Raw genomic sequence first — 7610 nt, 5'->3', positions numbered from 1 at the left:
CCCTCCTCGACGGCTACCAGGCCGCCCTCGTCGTCCCCCTGATCGCCGCCCTCGTCGCCGCGTTCATCAGCGCCTTCGGCCTCCGCGGCAAGACCGGAGCCACCAGCACCGAAACCCCGGCCGCACACATCCCCGACACCCCCGAACGCATCGAAGCAGCGAGATAACAGCCCCCCTTCCCCGGCCGTACCACTGAAACAGCGCAAATAGCCCTGGCTTCCGTTCCATCAGGAAGCCAGGGCAATTCTCTTTCCCGTGCCCATCCGCTCTCCCCTCCCCCGGTCTTCTATCGCTGCTTCCAAGGTTGCCGATTTCGCTCCGTGTTCCCTTCCCTGCGAAAGGAGGTGACCTCCCGTCGGCAGCGAGAACCGAAGCTCTCCAGAATCCCGGGAGTGAATTATGGGAAGGTGGCCGAAAGGGCGGAGCCGTCCGTTCGACGCAAGGCCGGGCGGTCAGCGGTAGCGCGAGAGCGGGGCTCCGGCCCCTGAGGGCGTGGCCGGGAGCCGGTGCCGGACGTCCGCGGGGCGGCCCGTCAGATCTCCACGCGGTACGTGGCGTGGGGCGGGTCGACGACGGCCGGGAGCCGCAGGCCGACGCGCAGGGAGCAGGGGGAGGAGCGGCGCCAGGTCGTCTCGAACGGCGGGAACCCCGGCCCGCTGATCCGCAGGCCGACGTCCGCGCCGGAGTCCTCTCCGTCCTCCCACGCGGTCAGCCCGGTGACTTCGGCGGTCGCCGGAATCCCCTGGGCGTCGAGCCGTCGGCCGGCTTCGCGCTCGGCGGCGGTGTGACCTCCGAGCGCCAGGCCGAGGGGCAGCAGGACCACCGTGAAGACGATGCCCATGAGCAGGAGTTCCGGACCGGCGACGAGGACCGCGCCCAGGGTGAGCGGTCCGCACAGGCACAGCGTCGCGGCGCTGCCGTACAGGAAGGCCGCGCCCCCGGGGCCGACCCGTGACACCCGCGTCCACCGGGGGCCGTCGTGGCCGGGCACCTCAGTGGTGCGGGGTCTCGGGGGGCAGGCCACGGGCCACGCCGTCCCCCGCGTAGAGGTAGCCGCCCGGCCGGGCGGGGTCGGCGATCAGGAACACCGGGTCGCCGGGGCGCGGGATCCGCAGCTTGGAGACGACGGTCCGGACCGCGACGGGGACGTCGCTGCCGGACAGTTGGAGGACCAGATCGACGACGGGGTCGAAGTTGACGAGCTGTCCGGTGTCCGCGAGCGACACGACGACCGCGGGCACGGTCGGCACTCCCGCCGCGAGCAGGCGCTGGACCTCGTCGCCGGAGCGGTACGCGCCGATCGACTGCTGGACCCTGGCGAAGTCCTCCTGACCGAGGAACGCGCGCGTGGCTCGGCCGTAGAAGCCCTTGCCGCTCGCCACCCCGTCGACGATCCCGGCTGTCCGCTCCGCGTGGTTCCGGCGACGCTTCCCGAAGATTCCCATGGCCGCTTCTCCTTGTGGTGAGCCCGTGCGGTACGCGAGACGGACGCTAGGCGGTCCGGGGCGCCTACCGATCCCAGGTTCGCCCGCCCGCTCGGACACGACGTACGCTCCCCGCATGTCGTCGCCGAGCCAGCCGACCGGAGGGCCCCGGTCCCGTGCCATGGTCATCGACCGTGCCTGGCGGGCCCTGGGGCCGGGGCTCGAACCGCTGAGCGGCCCCGGCGGGGCCCCCTTGACCAGGACCGTCAAGCTGATCGTGCTGCCGCTGGTCGTCAGGCCCGCGCTGCGGCCGGGACTCGCGGCGGACTTCCTCGTACCGGAGGAGGCCGCTCGCCTCGACGCCCTGGTCCGGGAGTCCGCGCCGCTCCTCGTGGCCACGGCGGGCTGGTTCACGCTGCTCAAGAAGGCCCGCCGGGCGCGGGGAGTCGTGGCGGGGAACCCCCAGGACCTGTATTTCCAGCGATGCTTCGAGCTGGCCGTCGAGTACGGGACTCCCCCGGACGACGCTGAGGACAGGGCCGGGGCCGTCGTCGCGGAGGTGGCGGACGCGGGCGGCGGGCGCACCGTGGAAGCGCTCCGGGAGCACCTCGCGGACGTCGACCGGCGGGACCGGCTCGAAGCGGAACTGGCCGTCGCCTGGCAAGGGCGCAAGGGTGCCGCACGGGACGGCCGTACGGTCGTGTCCGGCACCGAGACGGCCGTCGCGGTCGCGCTGGCCGCCGAGGCTCTGGACGCCTGCGCCGCGCCCGACGGCTCACCGGCGTACGCCGCCATGGTCGACGCGGGGCACGGCGGGCTGTTCGGCCGGGCCCTGTGGGCGCGGACGGACGAGGTGTGGGGCGCCGGGGGGCCACCGGCGCCCCTGGGGCTCACCGCCCTCCCGGTGCCGCCTCGGCCCGAGGTCGGCCGGGGCGCGTCGACCGCGACGCTGCCCGCGCCCCTCGACCGGACGCTCTTCGAGCGGCTCTTCGTCGTCCTCCATGCCTCGTCCCGGCGTGAGGAGCTGCCGACGGTGCCGGAGCTCGTCGCCCGGGAGGCCGGGCGCAGTTGTGCTCCGCTCGGTCTCCGCGACGAGAGCCTGCGTGTCGCCGCCGTCCTCGGCGGGCGTCTCGCGGTCGGCCTCGATCCGCTGGGCACAGGAACGTCCCCGGCGGGCCGCACCACGGCGCACCGGGCCGTCAACAGCCGCTGGCGGCGGGAGGCTTCGGTGCTGCGCGCCCGCAGGATGACCGTCTCGCCCCGGCCCGACCCGGACGGCGGCGCCCTGGAGGCCCTGGCTCACGACCTCCGCACCCCGTGGGCCGCCTACATGCGGCGGCTGTGGGTACGGCTGCACGGGCGGGACGTGCGCGGCGCGCCGCTGACGGACCTGGCCTCGGCCTGGGCCGTGCTCGACGGGGTCGCCCGCTCGGTGATGATGGACCATCGCGCCCGGGTCCGGTCGGCACTGCGCGCCCTGACGGAGACGCCTCCGGCCGTGGTGGAGCCGTCCGGGCAGGGGGGCGCGTGATGGCCGGGGCCGGGACGGACGTCCGCGTCGGCCTGGACGAGGACGGCATGGTCCTGGTCGCTCCCGATCCCCACCCCGGTACCGACACCGATGCAGGGGCCGGGTTCGGGTCGGGCTTCGGCTCCGGCGGGGGCCGTCCCGATGAGAGGGTCGCCGCTCCGGAGTTCGCTCAGGCCGTGCTCGATGTCGCCGGGGCGGTCCTCGTCCGGCCCGTCCTCGGGGCGCCGGGGCCGCCGGTGGCCGAGATCCATGATCCGGTGCGGGCGCAGCAGTGGCTGTGGGCGCTCTACGGCGAGCGCGTCGCCGCAGCCGTGCACGCCGTACGGGCGGGGAGCGCTCCTTACGGCCCGGCGGGTGGGCACGGGGGTTCGCCCGGAGCCGGTGCGCGAGGCGCCGTGGCCGGGAACGGCATCCATGACGCCGATGCCCCGGGGAAGAGGGCGCCGGGCGTACGCGTCCCGGCGGAGTCCTCCGCCCTCGCGGGCGCCGCCGCCCGGCTCGGTCTCGCGCACTGGGCGGCCCGCTGGTGGCCCGCCTCGTACGGGGACGGCGTCGCGGTGCTCGAACCGGGCCTGCTCGCACTGGAGTCGGCGGCCCTCACCCATCGCTGCCAGCAGCTGTTCGACGACGGGGGTGATCAACCGGACGACTGCGCGGCCGAGTTGATCGGGGCGCATCCGGGTGCTCTCGGCCCGTTGCTCCAGTGGTGGCGTGCGGAGCCCCGGACGACGGACACGGCACGTCACCTGGACGGGGTGCTACGGCTGATCGTGGACGCGGCGGACTGTGCCGGGCTGGACGGGACAGAACTGCGCGAGCTGCGTTCGGCCTTGGAGCGGGGGCATGACCAGGGGCGTACGGGCGCTCCGGCCGACCTCGGCGCGCTGTTCGCGCGCCGGTCCGGCTACGCCCTCGCGGCGGGCGCTCCGGCGCTCTCCGGCGGCCGGGTGATCGCCCGGGGGTACGGGACCAACGACTGGTGCCGCTACCCGCCCGGTCTCGTCGACGCCTCGGAGGAGGCGGTGTCCTGGACCGCACGTGCGGTCGGCGCGCGGCGGCTGGTCGAGATCGAGGCCGTCGCGCACGTCGCGGCTCCGGTCACCGGTGTGCCTCTCGTCGCGGAGATCGCGGTGAACGGCGGCGGCCCGCTGCGGGTGCCCCTCGCCCGGCGGGACGACCTGTGGACCGGCCGGGCGGAGGTGGACCTGGGCGCCGGTCCGTCCGGCGCGGGCCCGGCCCCGCCGCACGTCCGAGTCGGCGTCCTGCTGCCCGGTTTCGACCCTGGTGCCGGTCCGGCGGCGAGCGCCGGGCGGGCCGCCGTCCGCGCCCTGGCGCGGCGGCGCCTCGCCGCCGCGGCACTGCCCGTGGAGGACGGGGTACGCGGCGGGGCGGCGGGGGCCGTGCGGAGCGGAGCCCTCGACGGCGTGGCAGCGCCCTTCCTCGCCGAGATCCTCGCGGCCACCGCCGGTGGGGAGGACCACTGAGATGACGGACGCGACCGGAGCGCAGACGAGTCTGTACGGGGAGCCGTTCGACAGCGGTCTCGCCGAGGCCCACGGGCACCACATGGCCGCCGAGTTCGGGGCCGCGTACGCCGTCTACGAGCAACTCCTCGATTTCGCGGGGTCCTTGGACGACTCTCCCGATGTGCGGTTCCTTCGGGCGCATCTGCTCGCCGACCTCACGAGCGTCCTCCTCTCCGCCTCGGACCTGCCCCGCGCGGAAGAGGCCAACGAGCGGTCCCGCGCGCTCCTCGACAGTGTCGCGGCGGAGCCGATGGGGCCACGGGGGCGTCAGCTGTGGCTGGAGATCCTGCTACGGACGCTGATCGCCGGATCCGCCGTACTGAGCGCGACGGGACGCCCGGACGAGGCCTTGGCCCGTCTCGACGAAGCGGCGGCCGTCCTGCCCGAGTTCACGGACCCCGACGGGCTGCGCGCCGCCGAGATCGGCCTCGACCGGGTGCTCCTGCTGATGGCACGCGGCGAGTGGGGAGCGGCCGAGGAACACGGCGTGCTCCTCCTGTCCGTCACTCCGGACAGTGCGGCGGAGGCGGTCCCGCGGCTGCTGACCGCACTGGGCGCGATCTGCTCCGCGACCGGGCGGTACGACCCCGCCGAGGACTACTTCGCGCGGGCGGAGGACGGCTTTCTGGCCCTGGGCGACAGCGGTGAGCGTCAGGTGCTGCTCACGCACCGCGCGTTCCTCGCCTGGGGGCGGGGCGAACCGGACCGCGCGGAGGAGCTGTTCAGGGAGGCGTCCATCCTCTTCGAGGGGCAGCGTCGGTTCGGGGACCTGGCGGTCTGTGAGCAGGCCCGCAGTCACCTCGCCGGTCTGCGCGGTGACGCCACGGGGGCGCGGGACCTGATGGCGGCGAGCCTGGACCGGTTCACCCGGCTCGGCGCCTCGGTGGCCGCCGCCGACAGCATGTCGCTCGGCGCCCAGCACGCCTATGTGCGGGGCGACATCGAGGAGATGCGGCGGCTGGCCCAGGAGGCCCGGGACGTCTATCAGGTCCGGCGGATCCACGAGCGGTGCGCGCAGGTGGACCTGCTGCTCGCACGGGCCCTTGAGGACGATCTGAACCGGGCGGACCACGGCGACCACGAGCGGATGTCCGTGGACACCGCGCTCTCCCTGGCTCTCCCCGCCGCGCTGACGCTCGCCGCGGCCCGCCACGACTTCGTCACGGCCCATGCGCGCGGCCAGTGGCTGGAACTGGCCGACGAGGCGATGCGGTTGGTCTTCCGTCTCGCCGTGCGCCGTCAGGACCAGGGGCTCCTCTTCGAGCTGGTGGAGCACCGCTGCGCGGGCGCGGCGCTGTCGCTCGGAGGCCGTCCGGGGGCTGCCGGGTCCAGCGGCGCGCCGGTCTTCCCCGACCCCGCGACGAAGACGTACGGCGAAGGCGGGGCCGTGGCGCTCGGGGGTGTCGCCGCGGAGGCCGCCGCCTCCGTCGGGCTGCGCGTCGGGCCGCCGCCGAAGGTGCGGATGTCGGCGGAGTCCGGCCGGGTGGCGCTCCAGGAGTACATCGCGGCGGCCGAATTCCGTTACGAGCGGCGGATCGTGGCCGAGGCGGAGGTTCCGTTCTGGGACACCGAGGCGCTGACCGGGCGGCCGGTGGTCCAGGTCCGGCTCGCCGACGCGGGCGATCTGTTCATGACCTGGACGTGGGCCGGAGGCGCCCGGGGGTTCGGCACCGGATACGCGCCCGCCGTCGAAGTCGAGCGGTTGGTGGGCGAGTTGAGTGAAGCCCTGCCTGGTTCGGGCGAGGGGGAGGCGGGGATCCGGCGTGCTTTCGGAGCGGGCGCGTTCGCCGGGCGCGGCGCCGAGCGGCGGCTCGCGCGGGCGCTGGGCGGGGTGCTGTGGCCGGAGGGCCTGACCGAGCAGATCCGGCGGGTGGCGACCCGTGCGGGCCGCCCGCTGATACGGATCCAGCCGTCCCCTCGTACCGCCCAGGTCCCGTGGGAGCTGCTCGCCGTGGACGACACGGACGTGCGGCTCCTGGACCTGGCGGACGTGGTGACCACCGCGCCGACGTCCTTGCGGCGCCGGAGCGCGGTCGGGGGTGCGGCGAAGGGCGACGGCCGGGCGACGGCCTTCGCTCCTCCGGCGGCGGACAGCGCCCGGGGGGACACCGGTGGTCCGGCACCGGGTGCCGACCGGACGGCCGCCGGACGTCCGGCACCGGCTCCCGACCGGATGACCGCCGGGCCCCCGGCGGAGGTGCCCGGCCCGGTGGTGCTCGTGCTCGACCCGCGTGTGCCCGGCTTCCGGGCCGACTCGGCGCTCGGCTCGGTGCTGGGGCCGCCCGGCTCGGACCCGGAACTGCTCGCGCTGGTCCGGAGACATCTCGACACGGGCCCGGTGGCGCCGTCTCCCGCCACTGCGGCGGAGGCGTTCCGGCGCACCGACCTGGACCGGGAGTGGCTGAGCGGTGTGCTGCGCGCGGGCCCGCGGCGGCTGCTGTACGTCGGTCATGTCAGTGGCGCTCCGGTCGAGGGCGGCCAGAGCGAGGACGGCACCCTCCATCTGTGCTGCGGTCCGGGGACGGCCGGTCTGACCGAGCCGGTCCGTGCCCATCGGCCGCTGTCCGCCAAGGACCTCCTGCTGGGGACGCTCCCCCTGCGCGGCGACGGCGAACCGGGGGCGCTGATCTGGCCCGCGCCGCCCAGGGTCGCCCTGATCGGCTGCGAGAGCGGCGGTGACCTGCGGTTCGCGGAGTCGTTCGGGCTCGCCACGGCGATGCTCCACAACGGCGCGGACCTGGTGACCGCCACCCGCTGGCCGCTGCCGACCAGTTTCGCCTTCCATCACCTGGCGGGTGTGCCGGAGTCCGTCCGGCCGCTGTCGGAGGCGGTCGTCGCCGTCGACACCGCCCATGAGGGCCCCGACCCGGTGGACGGGCTGTGCGCCTGGCAGCGCGAGCGGCTCGACCGCTGGCGCGCCGAAGGCCGGATCGCTGACTCTCCCCTGCTGTGGGCGGCGCTGACCTGCATCGTCGTCTGAGGGGGCCGGGCGGGCGGAGTGCCGGTCCTCGGGCGTCGGGCGTCGGGCGTCGGGCGTCGGGCGTCGGGTGGAGTGTCGGCCGACGCCGGAGGCCCGTACACCCTTCGCCCTTCTCCGAGCGTTTTACGGTCCCCGGGCGTGCGGCCGGA

Annotated in this window: 5 protein-coding genes; 3 read left to right on the top strand and 2 right to left on the bottom strand. The window is 75.3% G+C overall.

Going from position 1 to position 7610, the window contains the following annotated elements:
* Window positions 1-532: 532 nt before the first annotated feature.
* Together ACIO92_RS26645 and ACIO92_RS26640 are read right to left on the bottom strand one after the other, a co-directional pair.
* Window positions 533-958 carry a hypothetical protein gene (locus tag ACIO92_RS26645; RefSeq protein WP_366443442.1) on the bottom strand — a complete coding sequence of 142 codons (426 nt, stop codon included), beginning with the start codon at window positions 956-958 and terminating at the stop codon, window positions 533-535.
* A 34-nt stretch (window positions 959-992) separates the two neighbouring features.
* Window positions 993-1445, bottom strand: coding sequence for a hypothetical protein (locus tag ACIO92_RS26640; protein ID WP_366443441.1), 453 nt, complete (start codon window positions 1443-1445; stop codon window positions 993-995).
* 115 nt (window positions 1446-1560) lie between these two features.
* On the opposite strand from ACIO92_RS26640, the gene ACIO92_RS26635 reads away from it, so the two are divergent.
* From ACIO92_RS26635 to ACIO92_RS26625, 3 genes are read left to right on the top strand one after another with little or no spacing between them, the layout of a single operon-like run.
* The gene (locus ACIO92_RS26635) at window positions 1561-2955 is read left to right on the top strand and encodes a hypothetical protein (protein ID WP_402283020.1); all 1395 of its coding nucleotides are present in this window, start codon (window positions 1561-1563) and stop codon (window positions 2953-2955) included.
* Window positions 2955-4439 carry a hypothetical protein gene (locus ACIO92_RS26630; RefSeq protein WP_402283022.1) on the top strand — a complete coding sequence of 495 codons (1485 nt, stop codon included), beginning with the start codon at window positions 2955-2957 and terminating at the stop codon, window positions 4437-4439. Before ACIO92_RS26635 ends, ACIO92_RS26630 begins: the two co-directional genes overlap by 1 nt.
* 1 nt (window position 4440) lies before the next feature.
* Window positions 4441-7461: a CHAT domain-containing protein gene (locus ACIO92_RS26625; RefSeq protein WP_402283024.1), complete on the top strand. Its 3021-nt coding sequence runs from the start codon at window positions 4441-4443 to the stop codon at window positions 7459-7461.
* The last annotated feature ends 149 nt before the right edge of the window (window positions 7462-7610 follow it).

This window comes from Streptomyces sp. NPDC087215 (genome assembly GCF_044744885.1).
GTDB lineage: Bacteria > Actinomycetota > Actinomycetes > Streptomycetales > Streptomycetaceae > Streptomyces.
Note: the sequence above shows the minus strand (reverse complement) of the source record. Positions and strands in the feature narration are given on the sequence as shown.